This window comes from Bradyrhizobium sp. LeoA1Lang, from assembly GCF_055413685.1.
Genome location: NZ_JBVAPG010000028.1, coordinates 13,178 through 28,325 on the forward strand (window position 1 = coordinate 13,178; position 15,148 = coordinate 28,325).

Below are 15,148 nucleotides of genomic sequence, written 5' to 3' on the forward strand. Positions count from 1 at the left end.
ACGAAATCATGATGCGAGCAGCAGCTCTCCGCTGTCATCGTCCGCGAAGGCGGACGATCCAGTAACCACCAGCGCCGGAGCATTGGCCGAGATGCCGCGGAGTACTGGATGCCCGCCGGAGCCTGTCATCGGGCGGCGCTTCGCGCCGACCCGTTGGCGGGCATGACGGGGGAGCTGCCTAGAATCTCGTCAGCCGCTCGCTGCTGCTGCTTTCTCCGCCTGCGAACCAGGGTTGATCGACAGTTTGCCGTAACGATCCCTAAACGCTTCGGTGTCGATTTCCTCGAGCTTGATCTCGCCGCTCATCACGCCTTGCTTCCACGCATCGTGTTCGGGATCGTGCTGGAACTCCGGCATCACTTCCCTGGCGAACAATTCGAGCGATTCGCAGATGTGTTCATGCGTGTTCTTGCCGGCTTGATTGAGCAGGATCACCTGGTCGATGTGCGAGGTGCGGAAGCGGCGCAGCTTCTTGCGGATGGTTTCAGGCGATCCGATCAGACCGCCGCGCAATGCAGCTTCCTGCGCTTCCGGATTGTCGCGCTTCCACCTGTTGTACTCGTCCCACATGTTGACGGTGCCGGGCGCCGGCCGCTGCCGGTTCTGCGACGCGCCATAATAGCGCAGCGCGAACTGGAAGAAGGTGGCGCCGTCGGCGCGGGCGCGCGCCTCCTCGTCCGTCTTGGCGCACATGAAGAACGACACCAGCGCCATGTTCGGATTGATCCGGTAGTCGGCGAGCTTCTTCAGCCGCTTGGTGATCGCATTGTAATAGGCATGCACCTAGGCATGCGCCGCGTCCGCGCTGACGAACTGAAAGCCGAGCGCGCCGAAGCCGTGCTGCCCGGCGCGCTCGATGGTCGGCAATTGCGAGCACGCCATCCAGAGCGGCGGATGCGGCTTCTGCACCGGCTTCGGCACCACGTTGCGCAGGGGGATGTGGAAATATTTGCCGTGATGCTCGGTGCCGACCTTGGTGAACATCGGGAAGATCGCCGCGACAGCCTCTTCGAACACCTCCCGCTTGGTCTCCATGTCGCGGCCGAACGGCGTCAGTTCGGTGATCGAGGCGCTCTCGCCCATGCCGAATTCGCAACGGCCGTTACTGAGGAGATCGAGGACTGCCACCCGCTCGGCGACACGCGCGGGATGGTTGGTCGTGAGCTGCAGGATGCCGTGCCCGAGCCGGATGTTCCGGGTGCGCTGGCTTGCCGCAGCCAGGAACGATTCCGGCGCCGGCGAGTGCGAGTACTCCTCGAGGAAATGATGTTCCACGACCCAGGCATAGTCGTAGCCGAGCCGGTCGGCGGTCTCGAGCTGCGTCAATGCGTCCTGGTAGAGCTTGAGTTCGTCGCCCTCGTTCCATGGACGCGGCAGTTGCAGCTCGTAGAAGATGCCGAATTTCATGGCGTCGCTCCCGTACGTCTTGTTGTTTGCCTCAGTGTATTGCCGGGGCGCGCGAAGTCCAGCCTATGCCAATTCCGGATGGCGGAACATGCGCACTGCAACCAAACAGTAACCTTGCCGGTTGCCGCGCCGCCGAATCCGCTTCGCCCGTATACAATGTTGGCGCGCATTGATTTAGATCAGTGCTAAAATGTCCCGGTGACATTACTACATTAGGAAGGCAACGAGGCCTTCCCCCACACAATCTGAATTGAAGCGAGACGACGTATGTCGGCAACCAGCGACGATGCGAGCGCGAGGCCGCGCCGTAGGCGCATGGAGATCTTCGCGTTTCTTTTTCTTACGGCAATTGTGATGCCTGCTTTGGCCGTGGCCACGGTGGGCAGCTACGGCCTTGCTGTGTGGATCTATCAGATGATCGCGGGCCCGCCGGGCCCTCCCCCGCCACATTGATCAGCCGACCACTCAAGGAACAGCCGCCATGATTAGAGCTCAGACTACCATCGATCGCCGAGCGCTCATCACGGGCCGCGTCCTGCAAACCGACCCTGTCGTGCCGCCGCCCGGCGGCGAGATCGCCAGCATCCTCGTGCAGACCCGGCCTGACCGGCTCGATGCCACCGAAGCTGCGATCACGGCGCTGTGCGGCTGCGAGATTTACGGTCGCGATGAGAAGGGAAAGCTCGTGGTCGTCGTGGATGCGCCCGATGCGGGCTCGCTCGGCGCGACGCTCAACACGATTTCCGCACTGCCCAACGTCTATTCCGCCTCGCTCGTGTTCCACGCCGTCGATCCGGGTGCTGCCTGATGTCGCGCGATCGAAGGCCCCTCAACCAAAGGGAAGGAAACACCATGACCGCCCCCAAGCTGGATCGCCGTCAGGTCCTGAAACTGGAAGCCGCCGCGATGGCGGCGCTCGCCGGAGGCATGCCGGTTGCGGCAGGTGCCGCCAACCTCGTCACCGAGCGCGCCGACAGCGAACTGAAGTGGGACAAGGCGCCGTGCCGCTTCTGCGGCACCGGCTGCAGCGTGATGGTCGCGACCAAGGACAACCGCGTCGTCGCCACCCATGGCGACATCAAGTCGGAGGTCAACCGCGGCCTGAACTGCGTGAAGGGCTACTTCCTCTCCAAGATCATGTACGGCCATGATCGCCTGACCAAGCCGATGCTGCGCAAGAAGGGCGGCAAGTACGACAAGAACGGCGATTTCACCGAAGTGTCATGGGACGAGGCCTTCGATGTGATGGCGGAGAAGTTCAAGGCCGCGCTGAAGAAGCGCGGGCCTGATGGCATCGGCATGTTCGGCTCCGGCCAGTGGACGATCTTCGAAGGCTATGCGGCATCAAAGCTGTTCAAGGCCGGCTTCCGTTCAAACAACATCGATCCCAATGCGCGGCATTGCATGGCCTCCGCCGCCGTCGGCTTCATGCGCACCTTCGGCATCGACGAGCCGATGGGCTGCTATGACGACATCGAAGCCGCCGACGCCTTCGTGCTGTGGGGCTCGAACATGGCCGAGATGCACCCGATCCTGTGGACCCGGGTTGCCGACCGCCGCCTCTCCGCACCGCATGTGCGCGTCGCCGTGCTTTCCACCTTCGAGCACCGCTCGTTCGATCTCGCCGACATCGGCCTCGTGTTCAAGCCGCAGACCGATCTCTATCTGCTCAACGCGATCGCCAACCACATCGTCAAGACCGGGCGGGTGAACAAGGATTTCGTCAACAAGCACACGCTGTTCAAGCGCGGCCAGACCGATATCGGCTACGGCCTGCGGCCCGACCACCCGCTGGAGAAGAAGGCGACCGGCCGCGCCAAGGCCAACGATGCCCAGGACATGAGCTATGACGAATACGTCAAGTTCCTCTCCGACTACACGCTGGAGAAGGCGGCCGACATGGCTGGCGTCCCGCTCAACCGGCTGGAAGCACTCGCCGAGCTCTATGCCGATCCGAAGGTCAAGGTCACAAGCTTCTGGACCATGGGCTTCAACCAGCACACCCGCGGTGTCTGGTGCAACAACCTCGTCTACAACATCCACCTCCTGACCGGAAAAATCTCCGAACCCGGCAACAGCCCGTTCTCGCTGACCGGTCAGCCATCGGCCTGCGGCACCGCCCGCGAGGTCGGCACTTTCTCGCACCGCCTGCCGGCCGACATGGTCGTGACCAACAAGGAGCATCGCACGAAGGCTGAGCACATCTGGAAGCTTCCGGAAGGCACCATTCCCGACAAGCCCGGCTATCACGCCGTGCAGCAGAACCGGATGCTGAAGGACGGGCTGCTCAACGCCTACTGGATCCAGGTCAACAACAACCTGCAGGCCGCCGCCAACGGCAACGAGGAGACCTATCCCGGTTATCGCAACCCCGAGAATTTCATCGTGGTGTCGGACGCCTATCCGACCGTGACGGCGCTGGCCGCCGATCTCATCCTGCCGGCCGCGATGTGGGTCGAGAAGGAAGGCGCCTATGGCAATGCCGAACGCCGCACCCACACCTGGCACCAACTGGTCTCAGCGCCGGGCGAGGCGAGCTCGGACCTCTGGCAGCTCATGGAGTTCTCCAAGCGCTTCAAGGTCGAGGAAGTCTGGCCGGAAGACCTGATCGCGAAGATGCCGGAGTATCGCGGCAAGACGCTGTTCGACATCCTCTACCGCAACGGCCAGGTCGACAAGTTCCCGGTCACAGACATCGAGGCCGGCTACGCCAATGACGAGGCGAAGGCCTTCGGCTTCTATGTCCAGAAGGGCCTGTTCGAGGAATATGCCTCGTTCGGCCGCGGCCACGGCCACGACCTCGCGCCATACGACGTCTATCATCAGGTCCGCGGATTGCGCTGGCCGGTGGTCAACGGCCAGGAAACCCGCTGGCGTTTCCGCGAGGGGCTCGACCCCTATGTCCAGCAGGGCATGGGCGTGCAGTTCTACGGCTTCCCCGACGGCAAGGCGCGGATCTTCGCGCTGCCCTACGAGCCGCCGGCGGAATCGCCCGACAAGGACTTTCCGTTCTGGCTCTCGACCGGCCGCGTGCTGGAGCATTGGCACTCCGGTACCATGACCCGCCGCGTTCCCGAGCTCTACCGGGCATTCCCTGAAGCCGTCTGCTTCATGCATCCCGACGATGCCGCCGAGCTGAAGCTGCGCCGCGGCGATGAGGTCAAGGTGGAATCCCGCCGCGGTTTCATCCGCGTCCGGCTGGAGACCCGCGGCCGTGACAAGCCACCGCGCGGCCTGGTGTTCGTGCCCTGGTTCGATGAATCCAAGCTCATCAACAAGGTGACGCTGGACGCGACCGATCCGATTTCGCTGCAGACCGACTACAAGAAATGCGCCGTGCGCATCGAGAAGGTGACGACGACATGATTGGAAAGTCCGCTATCGTCGTTCTCGCCATCGCGCTCATCGCCGCTTCGAGCTCGCTGCTCGCGCAAGGCGTCACGTCCGGCCTGCGCGGTCCTACTCCGCTCAACGAGGAGGGACCGGCGCCGCCGATGACGCCGATGCGCAACACCGCGGAACGGGAAATCCGCAACTATCCGGAACAGCCGCCGGTGATCCCCCACTCGATCGACGGCTACCAGGTCGACATGAACGGCAACAAATGCCTGTCGTGCCATGCCCGCGCCCGCACCGGCGAATCGCAGGCGCCGATGGTGAGCATCACCCATTTCATGGACCGCGACGGCCAGTTCCTGGCCTCGGTATCGCCGCGCCGCTATTTCTGCACGGAGTGTCATGTCCCGCAGAACGTCACGACGCCGCCAGTGACCAATGATTTCGTCGACATCGACAGCATCCTGAACCCCCCAGCGCCGGGTGGCCGCCGATGAGTGACGTCGACAAGGCGCCTCGCCAAGGCTGGTTTGCGCGGGCGTGGAATTTTGTCCTCGAACTATGGAACGTACTGATCCGGCCGAGCTCGGTGTTCGGCCTCGGGGTGCTGGTGCTTGCCGGCTTCGTCGCCGGCGTGATCTTCTGGGGCGGCTTCAACACCGCGCTGGAACTGACCAACACCGAAAAATTCTGCACCGGCTGTCACGAGATGCGTGACAACGTCTTTGCCGAATTGAAGTCCACCATCCACTTCACCAACCGCTCCGGCGTGCGCGCGACCTGCCCGGACTGCCATGTCCCGCACAACTGGACCGACAAGATCGCCCGCAAGATGCAGGCCTCCAAGGAGGTCTGGGGCCATCTCTTCGGCAGCATCGACACCCGCGACAAGTTCGTCGACAACCGGCTCGAGCTCGCGCTGCATGAATGGGCGCGGTTCAAGGCCAATGATTCGCTCGAATGCCGCAACTGCCACAGCGCGCAATCGATGGACATCACCAAGCAGTCGCCGCGGGCGAGCGTGGCGCATCAGCGTTTCCTGTTCACGGGCGAGAAGACCTGTATCGATTGCCACAAGGGCATCGCCCACCATCTGCCGGACATGCGCGGCGTTCCCGGCTGGCAGTAGGTTTGGTATCCTGGGCGGCCAGCCGGCACCTTGCGCCGGCAGCCTGAATGGCTAGGTTGAGGGGCCGAGTCGGCGGGCGTCCCCGCCCGTCCTCTCCTCCGCCGAGACCCATGACCACCTTTACGCCGCATCAGGATTCCGCGCTGCAAGCCGTCGCCGACTGGCTCAAGGCAAAACCCGGCCGGAACGGCACGCCGCCGATCTTCCGCCTGTTCGGCTATGCCGGTACCGGCAAGACCACGCTGGCCCGCCACATCGCTGAAGGCGTCGACGGCGAGGTGAAGTTCGCGGCGTTCACCGGCAAGGCCGCGCTGGTGATGCGCAACAAGGGTTGCGAGAGCGCCTCCACGATTCATTCGCTGATCTACCGCGCCCGCGAATCCGGCGTCGAGCAGCCGACGTTCGAATTGTGGGACGACGCGCCGGCATCGAAAGCCAAGCTGATCGTGATCGACGAGTGCTCGATGGTGGACGCCGAGCTCGGCCGCGACCTGATGTCGTTCGACTGTCCGCTGCTCGTGCTCGGCGATCCCGCGCAGCTTCCGCCAATCCAGGGCGCCGGCTTCTTCACCAATGCCGAGCCCGACGCGATGCTGACCGAGGTGCACCGCCAGGCGCAGGACGATCCGATCGTGCGGATGTCGATGGACATCCGCGAGGGCCGCGAGCTCGAGATCGGCCGTCACGGCGAGAGCGAGGTGGTGGCGCGCAACGAGCTCGATCCGGCGCGCGTCATGAACGCCGACCAGGTGCTGGTCGGCCGCAACAACACCCGCCGCGCCTACAACATGCGGATGCGGCAACGGCAGAACATCGAGGACCCCTTGCCGGTCGCCGGCGACAAGCTGGTCTGCCTGCGCAACAACCGCAAGAAGGGCCTGTTCAATGGCGGCCTGTGGCGCGTGAAGGCGCGCGCGCAATCGAAATCCAAGATCATCACCATGCGCGTGATGCCGGACGAGGATTTCGGCCACAAGGTCACCAAGGTCTCCGTGCGCGGCGAATGCTTCGGCGGCGCGATCGAGACCATCCCCTGGGAACAGCGCAAGCCCTACGACGAGTTCGACTACGGCTATGTGCTCACCGTGCACAAGTCGCAGGGCTCACAATGGGACGACGTCGTGCTGTTCGACGAAAGCTTCGCGTTCCAGGACAGCCGCGCAAGGTGGCTGTACACCGGCATCACGCGGGCAGCGAAGCGGCTGAGCGTGGTGGTGTGAACTTTCTCCCTCGTCATTGCGAGCGAAGCGAAGCAATGACGGGGCTGGTTCACGGACTCGTGTCCCGCCACGCGTAACACCCCCGTCCCTGCCCCGTATCTTCGGCATCCAGGGGAAGACCGCCCGATTTCCGAAACCCTGCTTCCGTTCTAGACTGGCCCTGCCCTCCCATCCAAAGAGGAAACCATGTCCACTCGCCCGTTCCGCCGCCTGTCGCTCGGCGTTGCCGCCCTCGGCGCGCTGGCCATCGCCTCCCTCGCCGCGGCCCCCTCCCGCGCGGCTGAAGACGCCGTGATCATTCCTGCCCCGACGGCCGACGCCAAACCCACCGATGGCATTCAGACCGCGGTGCTCGCGGGCGGCTGCTTCTGGGGCGTGCAGGGCGTGTTCCAGCACACCGCCGGCGTTGTCAGCGCGGTTTCCGGCTATGCCGGCGGCAACAAGGCGACCGCCGACTACAACATGGTCTCGACCGGCACGACGGGGCATGCGGAATCGGTCGAGATCAAGTACGACCCGAAGCAGGTCTCCTACGGCAAGCTCCTGCAGATCTTCTTCTCGGTCGTGCATGACCCGACGCAATTGAACCGCCAGGGCCCGGACACCGGCACGCAATACCGCTCGGCGATCTTCGTCACCAACGACGATCAGAAGAAGGTGGCGGAGGCCTATATCGCCCAGCTCAATACGGCCAAGGTCTACAAGAAGCCGATCGTGACCAAGGTCGGTACGCTCCAGGGGTTCTATCCGGCCGAGGCCTATCACCAGGACTACCTGACGCTGCACCCCAACCAACCCTATATTGCGTATAACGACATCCCGAAGGTCGAGAACCTGAAGAAGATCTTCGCGGAGAACTACATCGAGAAGCCGACGCTGGTTGGCAACACCAAGGTCACGAATTGACGGAACAGCTCCGTCATTGCGAGGAGCGAAGCGACGAAGCAATCCATGTCTCCGCAAGCGGCGAGATGGATCGCTTCGCTCCGCTCGCAATGACGGCATAGTGAGAGGAGTTTTCATGTCCGACACCAAGACCCCAGACAAGGTCGTCAAGAGCGACGCCGAATGGCGCAAGGAATTGACGCCGATGCAATATGCGGTGCTGCGCGAGAAGGCGACCGAGCGTCCCTTCACCGGCGAATATGAGCACGACCACCGCAAGGGCACCTATGTCTGCGCCGGCTGCGGCCAGACCTTGTTCGAGTCCGATGCCAAGTTCGATTCCGGCTGCGGCTGGCCGAGCTTCACGCAGCCTGCGACGGAAAGCCATGTCGACGAGGAGACCGACCGTAGCCACGGCATGGTCCGCACCGAAGTCCTGTGCTCGAAATGCAGCGGCCATCTCGGCCACGTCTTCCCCGACGGCCCCGGCCCGACCGGCCTGCGCTACTGCATCAACTCGGCAGCGCTGAAGCTGCAGCCGAAGTAGCTCCATCTTCTCCCTCGCCCCGCTCTTGCGGGGTGAGGGGCTGCTTCCGCAATCACGGTGAGAGATACCCTCGCGGAGACTCCCCCTCACCCGGATCGCATCTTCGATGCGATCCGGCCTCTCCCCGCAAGCGGGGCGAGGCGGTCCGCTACGCCGCCAGCGCGCCGCGCTCCATCGCAAGCTCGGCCTCGAGGCTGGCAACATCCCGATAGATCGACGCCACCGCGAGCACGCGGCCGCCTCTCTTGTAGCGCACCACGCAGTCCTTTGCAGCGATATCGCCGTCGACGTCGATCTCGTCCCATTTCTCGGCGTGGCCGACATAGTTGACCGGCACGTCGTAATGCTGGCTCCAGAAGAACGGCACCGCGTCGAAGGCTTCGCGCTGACCCAGCATGTTGCGCGCGGCGGTCTGGCCCTGGCGCTCTGCCACCACCCAGTGTTCGACGCGGATGTTCTCACCGGAATGCGGATCCGGCCAGCGGGTGATGTCGCCCGCCGCATAAATGCCGGGGCTGCTCGTTTCCAGATAGGCATTCACGGTGACGCCGCGATCGATCGCAAGTCCTGCCTTTTCGGCCAGCGCGAGGCGCGGCCGCACGCCGACGCCGATCACGACGAGATCGGCCTCGAGCACGCCGCCACTCTGCAGGCTCGCACGCTTGCCGTCGATCGCGGTGACGGTATCGCCGAGATGAAAGACGACGCCGTGCTCTTCATGCAGGCTGCGGACGAAGTCGCCCATGGCGGGCCCGAGCACGCGCTCCATCGGCCGCTGCTCCAGCCCGACGACGTGGACCTCGATATCCCTCGCCCGTAACGAAGCCGCGACCTCGAGCCCGATGAAACTCGCGCCGATCACAACCGCGCGGCGCGCCCCGCTGGCGGAAGCGATGATCGCGCGGCAATCATCCAGCGAGCGCAAGAGATGGACATGCGGCTGGTCTGCGCCCGGAATCAGCAGACGCACCGGCTCCGCGCCGGTCGCCAATAGCAACCGGTCGTAGGGCAAGGCCTTGCCATCGGCGAGCACGACCTGGCGTGCGGCTGGCTCGATCGACGCAACCTTGGTCTTGAGCCGCAGATCGATCGCGGCGTCAGAATAGAAATCGTCCGGACGCAGCGGCAGCCAGTCCTCCGGCGCGCTGCCGGCAAGATAGTCCTTCGACAGGTTCGGCCGATCGACCGGCGCCGCCGCCTCGCCGCTCAGCATCACGATGCTGCCGCGATAATCCTGTCGTCGCAGCATCTCGGCGGCGACAAATCCCGCCGCGCCGCCACCCACGATCACGATGCGGGCGAGCGCATCGATCACGCCCTTCACGCGAGGCTTGGGCTGCTCGCGTTTCTCGCGGACGAAAATGCGCTCGCCTTCGTGCTCGACCTTCCACACCGCGAGCGCATTCAACGCCGGTGCGCGTGACGCCTCGCCGGTGCGCAGATCGAAACAGGCGTGATGCCAGGGACAGCGGACGCTCTCGCCGACGACGAGACCTTCCGCCAGCGGCCCGTGATAATGGCTGCAATGGGCGTCGATCGCGAAGACGTCCGATCCTGAGCGCACCAGCAGCACGTCTTCATCGCCGACATGGCCGAGCAGGCTGGCGCCGGAGAAGTCGGAGGGCGCCACGCCTTGCGACAGATCGGGACCGGAGGGTTGGGCTTGCTGGTCGGCCATGATTTCCTCCGTTCGGTTTGAAACTTGGTCCCGTTCGAAGCCTATCCCAGTGCCGCCTTCACCAGGCCGCTGGCCTTGGCGAAATCCATCTGCCCCGTGTACTTCGCCTTCAGCGCGCCGATCACTTTGCCCATGTCCTTGACGCCGGCAGCATTGGTCTCGGCGATCGCGGCCGACATCGCGGCTTTCACCTCATCCTCCGACATCTGCTTCGGCAAGTAAGCCGAGATCACCGCGATCTCCTCGCGCTCCTGCGCGGCAAGCTCGGCGCGGCCGCCCTTGTCGTAGAGTTCGACCGCTTCCTGGCGCTGCTTGATCATCTTCTGCAGCACGCCGAGCAATTCGGCATCCGAAAGCGGCGGCTTGCCCTGGCCGCGCGCGTCGATATCGGCGTTCTTGATGGTCGAATTGACCATGCGCAGCGTGGAGAGCTTGCGCTCCTCCTTCGCCTTCATGGCGTCCTTGACCGCGTTGTTGATGTCGTCGCGCAGCATGGCCTTATCCTTGAATGATCAAACCTTCCATCTAGGCCGTTCGTTCCGCGAGAACAACCTCAGTTCCTGAGCCATTCGACCAGCGCGTTCGCGGTCGCCTCTGGTTGTTCCGGCTGCGGCAGATGCCCGCAATCGGGCAGGATCACGAGCTTGGCGCCGGGAATGCCGTTCGCCATCTCAACCGACAGCGAATTCGGGATGGTGTAGTCCTCATCGCCCGTCAGCACCAAGGTCGGGCACTTGATCCAGGCCAGCGTCGGCCGCGAGTCGGGCCGGCTGATCACCGCGGTCTGCTGGCGGATGAACCCCTCGACCCCGACATCCTCGCCCATGTCGTGGACGAGCTGGCGCAGGCTCGCATCTTCGCGCCGCGACGGGTGCACGAAGCCGGGAAAGAGTTCATCCAACACGCCGCGGAAATCGCCGCTTTTGGCGCGGGCCATCATGCCGCGGCGGCGCTCGGAGGCCTCCGGCGTGTCGGGACGGGCCTGGGTGTTGATCAAGGCCAGCTTTGCCACCCGCTCCGGCGCCTGGCGCATGATCTCGAAGGCGATGTAGCCGCCCATCGAATGCCCGGCCAGCGCGAAGCGCGGCGGCGCTTCCGCCAGGATCCGGCGCGCGATCGCCCCCATATGGTCGTCGCGGATGTGGTTGGCGACCGTGACCGGCCCGAGCCGCCACAACGCCGGCACGACAGGGGCAAAGATCCGCGGCGAAGAAACCAGGCCCGGGACGAGCAGAATAGGCATCGTGTTGTCCATGCGGGCTCCGAAACGGGCAATTTGGGCGGGAAACGAGGTTATGGCGGGAACCCTAGCTTAAAACCCCGGAGCCGCCAGTCAAATAGGCGCAAAACCCGTGTGAAGGACGCCCTTTCGCTTTGACGCGGCAGGATGTGGGAACTATGTAAAGGGCTCATGACCACATCCGAAAACGCTTCAGCCTGGCCGGACCACAAACCGACCGCGCTCCTCGTGCTCGCCGATGGCACCGTGCTGGAAGGCTTTGGCCTCGGCGCGGAAGGCCAGGCCGTCGGCGAAGTCTGCTTCAACACCGCCATGACCGGCTATGAGGAGATTTTGACCGATCCCTCTTATGCCGGGCAGATCATCACCTTCACCTTCCCGCATATCGGCAACGTCGGCACCAACGACGAAGACATCGAGACGGTGAACATGGCGGCAACGCCGGGCGCGCGCGGGGTCATCCTCCGCACCGCGATATCGGATCCGTCGAACTACCGCGCCACCCGCCATCTCGATCAATGGCTGAAGGCGCGCGGCATCATCGGCCTCTCGGGCATCGACACCCGCGCACTCACGGCGCTGATCCGCGCCAAGGGCATGCCGAACGCCGTCATCGCGCATTCGAAAGAAGGCAGGTTCGACCTGCACGGCCTCAAGGAAGAAGCGCGGGAATGGCCCGGCCTCGAAGGCATGGACCTGGTGCCGATGGTGACCTCCGGCCAGCGCTTCACCTGGGACGAGACGCCCTGGGAATGGGACAAGGGCTACGGCCGGCAGACCAACCCTGAATTCAACGTGGTCGCGGTCGACTACGGCATCAAGCGCAACATCCTGCGCCTGCTCGCTGGCGTCGGCTGCAAGGTCACGGTGGTGCCGGCGACCACTTCAGCCGAAGACATTTTGGCGATGAACCCGGACGGCGTGTTCTTGAGCAACGGTCCGGGCGATCCCGCCGCGACCGGCAAATATGCCGTGCCTGTCATCCAGAGGGTGATCGAGTCGGGCACGCCGACCTTCGGCATCTGCCTGGGCCATCAGATGCTCGGGCTCGCGGTCGGCGCCAAGACCAGGAAGATGCATCAGGGCCATCACGGCGCCAACCATCCGGTGAAGGACGAGACCACCGGCAAGGTCGAGATCACCTCGATGAACCACGGTTTTGCCGTGGACCAGGCAACGCTGCCTGCGGGCGCAACGCAGACCCATATCTCGCTGTTCGACGGCTCCAATTGCGGCATCCAGCTCGACGGCAAGCCGGTATTCTCCGTGCAGTATCACCCGGAAGCCTCGCCGGGCCCACGCGACTCGCATTACCTGTTCAAGCGCTTCGCCGACCTGATGCGCGACAAGAAGCGCGCGTAGGAACGTAGGCGGCCGAAGCCGGGTTGTAGGGTGGGCAAAGCCAACGGGAGGCCGCCATGTCCGTCGTCAAGGCCGATGCAACGCCGCTCACGATCGTCTTCGAGGATGACGGCCTGGTGCCGAACAACCGCCTGCCATTCCTGGTCTACAAGGCGACCGTCGACGTCGACAGCGACGACCCGGAGAAGACCATCAAAGGATTGTTCGGCGCCAATGGCTGGGGCGCGATGTGGCGCAACGGCGTCTACGATTACCTGCACTATCATTCGACCGTGCACGAAGTGCTCGGCGTCTCACGAGGCAGCGCGCGCGTGCAATTCGGCGGCGAGCGCGGCAAAGTACTGCAGATATCCGCCGGCGACGTCGCGATCCTGCCCGCCGGCACCGGGCACCAATTGATTTCATCAAGCAATGATTTCTGCGTGGTCGGCGCCTATCCGCCGGGACCGCCGATGGAGATCACGCGGCCGACGCCTGAAAATCACGCCAAGGCGCTGAAGACGATCCCGCGTGTGACGGTACCCAGGACCGATCCTGTCATGGGCGAAGATGGCCCGCTGGTCAGATTGTGGAAGCGGTCCTGACCCGGCAGACGCCCACACCACTGAGCAGGCGTCACGCCACATTCCCTTCAACGTGATCCGTGCGGCATCCCGGGCCCTTGGGTTCACCGGTTCACCATGCTTGGATATGATGGATAGTTGAGTCCATGCGATTGATTGGCTGGAGGAATGGCTCATGTCCGACATCCCACACACCGTCGACCTCTCCGTGAAGCCCGAGGTCACCGCGTTCTTCGATCCGGCGACCAACACCGTCAGCTACGTGGTCAAGGACCCCGGCTCGAAGGCCTGCGCCGTGATCGATTCCGTGATGGACATCGATTACGCGGCCGGCCGCATCGCCTACCAATCCGCCGACAAGATCATCGATTTCATCACGCAAAACGGCCTCAAGCTGGAATGGCTGATCGAGACCCATGTTCATGCCGACCATTTGTCGGGCGCGCCCTATATCCAGGGCAGGCTCGGCGGCAAGATCGGCATCGGCGAAAAGATCACGGTCGTGCAGGAGACGTTCGGCAAGATCTTCAACGAAGGCACCGAATTCCAGCGCGACGGCAGCCAGTTCGACCGCCTGTTCAAGGACGGCGACACCTACGAGGTCGGAGCCATGAAGGCCTTCGCGCTCTATACGCCCGGCCATACGCCTGCCTGCATGACGCATGTGATCGGTGACGCGGCCTTCGTCGGCGACACCTTGTTCATGCCGGACGGCGGCTCGGCGCGCGCGGACTTCCCGGGCGGCAATGCCCGCGATCTCTACCGTTCGATCCAACGGATTCTGTCGCTGCCGAGCGAGACCCGCCTGTTCATGTGCCACGATTACGGCCCGAACGGCCGCGAGATCCGCTGGGAGACGACGGTCGCAGAGCAGCACGCCCACAACATCCACGTCCATGACGGGATCACCGAAGACGAGTTCGTGGCCACGCGCGAAGCGCGTGACCGGACGCTGCAGATGCCCAAGCTGATCATCCCCTCGCTGCAGATCAACATGAAGGCTGGCAAGCTTCCGGCGCCGGAAGCCGACGGCAAGCGATATCTGAAGGTGCCGCTCAACTTGTTATAACAAAACGGCAGCGGAGCCAGCCCCGCTGCCGTTCGCAATCTTTGTCGTCCCTCGAGACCGTGCCTTACGCCGCGTTGCTGCCTTCCTGGCGGCTGGCCTCGAACAGGAACCAGGTGCGGCGCTCGGTCTCGTCGATGAAGGTCTCGAGGATGCTGGCGGTGGCGGCGTCGCCATGCTCGTCGGCGAGGTTGCGCGCCTTCCGCATCGCAGCCGCGATATGCTTGTTGTCTTCCATCAATTCGCGCAGCATCTCGCGCGGCGGCACGTAATCCTCGTTGTTGTCCTTGATGGTCTGCAATTTGCTGACCTGGCTGATCGACTTCAACGTGCTGCCGCCGATCTTGCGCACCCGCTCGGCGAGTTGATCGGTGGTGGCGAAGATCGCGTCCGACTGCTCGTCCAGCATCAGATGATAATCGTGGAAATGCCGGCCACTGACGTGCCAGTGAAAATTCTTGGTCTTCAGGTAGAGCGCGAAGGCATCCGCCAGCAGCGTATTGAGCGCCGCTGAAACCTTCTGGACGGCCTCGTTGGGCAGATCGGTCGGCGTATCGAGGTCGGGGGAAATTTTGTCGGATTTTGGATCAGGCTTGGCTTTGCTCACGTTGAACCTTCCTGTTAGGACACCGGACACCGGCGGCCCGAACTCCTGGTCGCCGGCCCCTCTAACGCATCATACAGATGCCGGTTCCTATGCCGGAACCCCAAGTTT

At 63.8% G+C, this 15,148-nt stretch carries 15 protein-coding genes and 1 pseudogene; 11 read left to right on the plus strand and 5 right to left on the minus strand.

The features are described from left to right. Positions 1-189 precede the first annotated feature (189 nt). Positions 190-1,407: pseudogene (locus tag ACZYOF_RS12560) on the minus strand (LLM class flavin-dependent oxidoreductase). 267 nt (positions 1,408-1,674) lie between these two features. Between ACZYOF_RS12560 and napE the strand changes: the two are divergent. From napE to msrB, 8 genes are all read left to right on the plus strand, one after another. Then, the gene (gene napE / locus ACZYOF_RS12565) at positions 1,675-1,860 is read left to right on the plus strand and encodes a periplasmic nitrate reductase, NapE protein (protein WP_282530693.1); all 186 of its coding nucleotides are present in this window, start codon (positions 1,675-1,677) and stop codon (positions 1,858-1,860) included. Positions 1,861-1,888: 28 nt separating this feature from the next. Then, positions 1,889-2,215, plus strand: a complete 327-nt coding sequence (locus tag ACZYOF_RS12570; protein ID WP_463715939.1) for a chaperone NapD — start codon at positions 1,889-1,891, stop codon at positions 2,213-2,215. A gap of 44 nt (positions 2,216-2,259) precedes the next feature. Further along, a complete protein-coding gene (gene napA, locus ACZYOF_RS12575) occupies positions 2,260-4,773 on the plus strand; it encodes a periplasmic nitrate reductase subunit alpha (RefSeq protein ID WP_463715940.1) in 2,514 nt (837 codons plus the stop codon). Next, positions 4,770-5,240, plus strand: coding sequence for a nitrate reductase cytochrome c-type subunit (locus tag ACZYOF_RS12580; protein WP_165421319.1), 471 nt, complete (start codon positions 4,770-4,772; stop codon positions 5,238-5,240). The genes napA and ACZYOF_RS12580 overlap by 4 nt, the downstream gene beginning before the upstream one ends. Then, positions 5,237-5,872, plus strand: coding sequence for a NapC/NirT family cytochrome c (locus ACZYOF_RS12585; RefSeq protein WP_130581260.1), 636 nt, complete (start codon positions 5,237-5,239; stop codon positions 5,870-5,872). The genes ACZYOF_RS12580 and ACZYOF_RS12585 overlap by 4 nt, the downstream gene beginning before the upstream one ends. 110 nt (positions 5,873-5,982) lie before the next feature. Beyond that, positions 5,983-7,092 (plus strand): ATP-dependent DNA helicase, encoded by a 1,110-nt coding sequence (locus tag ACZYOF_RS12590; RefSeq protein WP_130581261.1) that lies wholly within the window; start codon positions 5,983-5,985, stop codon positions 7,090-7,092. Between the two features lie 186 nt (positions 7,093-7,278). After that, complete coding sequence (gene msrA, locus ACZYOF_RS12595) at positions 7,279-7,998, plus strand: peptide-methionine (S)-S-oxide reductase MsrA (protein ID WP_463715941.1); 720 nt, start codon at positions 7,279-7,281, stop codon at positions 7,996-7,998. Between the two features lie 115 nt (positions 7,999-8,113). Beyond that, on the plus strand, positions 8,114-8,524 hold the full coding sequence (gene msrB / locus ACZYOF_RS12600) for a peptide-methionine (R)-S-oxide reductase MsrB (RefSeq protein WP_463715942.1): 411 nt from the start codon (positions 8,114-8,116) through the stop codon (positions 8,522-8,524). A 148-nt stretch (positions 8,525-8,672) separates the two neighbouring features. On the opposite strand, the gene ACZYOF_RS12605 is transcribed toward msrB, so the two are convergent. Genes ACZYOF_RS12605 through ACZYOF_RS12615 form a run of 3 tightly spaced genes read right to left on the minus strand, consistent with a single transcriptional unit; the run spans position 8,673 to position 11,457 of the window. Then, positions 8,673-10,202: an FAD-dependent oxidoreductase gene (locus tag ACZYOF_RS12605; protein WP_463715943.1), complete on the minus strand. Its 1,530-nt coding sequence runs from the start codon at positions 10,200-10,202 to the stop codon at positions 8,673-8,675. A 41-nt stretch (positions 10,203-10,243) separates the two neighbouring features. Then, positions 10,244-10,696, minus strand: coding sequence for a GatB/YqeY domain-containing protein (locus tag ACZYOF_RS12610; RefSeq protein WP_463715944.1), 453 nt, complete (start codon positions 10,694-10,696; stop codon positions 10,244-10,246). A gap of 59 nt (positions 10,697-10,755) precedes the next feature. Next, positions 10,756-11,457 (minus strand): alpha/beta fold hydrolase, encoded by a 702-nt coding sequence (locus tag ACZYOF_RS12615; protein ID WP_463715945.1) that lies wholly within the window; start codon positions 11,455-11,457, stop codon positions 10,756-10,758. A gap of 156 nt (positions 11,458-11,613) precedes the next feature. Here ACZYOF_RS12615 and carA point away from each other — a divergent pair, with 156 nt between their 5' ends. From carA to ACZYOF_RS12630, 3 genes are all read left to right on the plus strand, one after another. Beyond that, positions 11,614-12,804 carry a glutamine-hydrolyzing carbamoyl-phosphate synthase small subunit gene (gene carA / locus ACZYOF_RS12620; protein WP_463715946.1) on the plus strand — a complete coding sequence of 397 codons (1,191 nt, stop codon included), beginning with the start codon at positions 11,614-11,616 and terminating at the stop codon, positions 12,802-12,804. Positions 12,805-12,860: 56 nt separating this feature from the next. Further along, positions 12,861-13,388, plus strand: coding sequence for a cupin domain-containing protein (locus tag ACZYOF_RS12625; RefSeq protein WP_463715947.1), 528 nt, complete (start codon positions 12,861-12,863; stop codon positions 13,386-13,388). 154 nt (positions 13,389-13,542) lie between these two features. After that, positions 13,543-14,436 (plus strand): MBL fold metallo-hydrolase, encoded by an 894-nt coding sequence (locus ACZYOF_RS12630; protein WP_282531961.1) that lies wholly within the window; start codon positions 13,543-13,545, stop codon positions 14,434-14,436. Positions 14,437-14,500: 64 nt separating this feature from the next. On the opposite strand, the gene ACZYOF_RS12635 is transcribed toward ACZYOF_RS12630, so the two are convergent. Continuing rightward, positions 14,501-15,040: a Dps family protein gene (locus ACZYOF_RS12635; protein ID WP_130581945.1), complete on the minus strand. Its 540-nt coding sequence runs from the start codon at positions 15,038-15,040 to the stop codon at positions 14,501-14,503. Positions 15,041-15,148: the final 108 nt, after the last annotated feature.